Raw genomic sequence first — 1,719 nt, forward strand, 5'->3', positions numbered from 1 at the left:
CGCGGGCGCGCTGCCCGGCTTCGCGCTCGCGATCGCGCTGTCGGGCCTGTTCGCCTGGCTCGGGCCGGGCGGCATGGCGCCGCTCAACAAGTACCAGTTCAACATGTGGATCGTGCCGCCGCTGTGGCTGGGCATCTGCTCGGCGGTGTTCATGTTCCGCTCGGCCCTGCGTGCCTGGGCCTGGCTGGGTGGCGCCACCGCCGTGGCGGGCGCGATGCTGTTCGCCGTGCGCCATCTCTCGGGCTGAGCCATGCGCGCCGACACCCTTCGCACCTACAAGACGCTCCACACCTGGACCGGCATCGTCGCGGGCCTCGCGCTCTTCATCGCCTTCTATGCCGGCGCCCTGACCATGTTCAAGGGCCCGCTCGACCGCTGGGCCACGCCGCCCGCCGTGGCGGCGGCGCCGTCGCCGGGCGTCGATGAACTGATCGCGCAGACGCTGGCCGCGCGGCCCGATGCGCGTGCCGATTTCACCTTGCATCGGGCGCGCCATGGCGCGCCCGAGCGCCTTGCGTGGAAGGCGCGCGGCGAGGAGCGCGGCTGGAGCGCCAGCTTCGCGCCCGACGGCACGCTGCGCATCGCACCTGACGCGCCAGCTGGCCTCGGCCAGTTCATCGACGTGGTGCACCGCACCGTCGCGCTGCCGGTCGACCTCGAGACCGGCACGCTGGTCATGGCCATCGTCAGCGCGCTCTATGCGCTGGCGATCGTCTCGGGCGTGGTCGTGCTGTGGCCGACGCTGGTGAAGGACTTCTTCGCCTTGCGCGTCGGGCGCAACCTCAAGCGCATGTGGCTCGACGCGCACAACGTGATCGGCATCGTGAGCCTGCCGTTCCATCTGGTCATGGCGCTGAGCGCGGTGGTGTTCGGCATGCACGACCTGATCTACGACGCGCAGAAGGCCGCGGTCTACGGCGAGCCACGGTTCGAGCGGATCTGGAAGGCCAGCGGCCCCTTCAGCGCAATCCGCCCCGATCCCGCGCCGGCCGCGCTGCTGCCGCTGTCCGCGCTCGAGGCGCGCGTGCGCGCGCAGGCCGAGGGCTTCGTGCCGCACACGTTGCGCTTCCGCGGCGCCGGCACGGCCGGTGCCGCGGTCTGGATCGCGGGTGACATGCCGTGCTGCATGACGCGCCAGGCGCAGGGTTCGTTCGTGCTGGCGAGCGCGGTCGACGGCCGGCTGCTGCACACCGAGTACCTGGCGGGGCAGCAATCGGGCTGGATGGCCTCGGTCTCGGCCTTCTTCGCGCTGCATTTCGGCGCCTATGGCGGCGGCACGGTGCGCTGGGGCTATTTCTTCCTCGGGCTGGCCGGGGCCTTTCTCTTCTATTCGGGCAACCTGCTGTGGGTGGAGTCGCGCCGGCGCGCCGAGCGCGGCGGGGCACGCGTCGAGCAACGCCGCTCGAGCCGGTGGATGGCCGCGGGCACGGTCGGCGTGTCGCTGGGCTGCGTGGCGGCGCTGTCGCTCACGGTGGCGGCCGAGAAGTGGCTGTGGGCCTGGCAGGGCGAGGTGCTGGCGCCGTGGCGCGAGCATGTCTATCGCGCGGTGTTCCTGGGCAGCGTGGCCTGGGCCTTCCTGCGCGGCGTTTCGCGGGGTGCGGTCGAGCTGCTCTGGTTGGCCGCGGCCGCGGCCCTGGCGGTGCCGCTGACCAGCATCGCCGGGTGGCTGCTGCCGTCCTCGGGGTCGTGGCTGCGCGCCGATGCGCTGGGCGTGGACGC

At 72.5% G+C, this 1,719-nt stretch carries 2 protein-coding genes; both read left to right on the top strand.

Going from position 1 to position 1,719, the window contains the following annotated elements; all coding sequences use genetic code 11:
• A partial coding sequence (locus AC27VN_RS40690) for a hypothetical protein (protein ID WP_490880393.1) occupies positions 1 to 247 on the top strand: 247 nt, incomplete at its 5' end.
• 3 nt (positions 248 to 250) lie between these two features.
• Positions 251 to 1,719, top strand: a 1,469-nt coding sequence (locus AC27VN_RS40695; RefSeq protein ID WP_490880394.1) for a PepSY-associated TM helix domain-containing protein, incomplete at its 3' end; no start/stop codon positions are given.

It is taken from the genome of Variovorax sp. 20P10.2.4, from assembly GCF_058244205.1.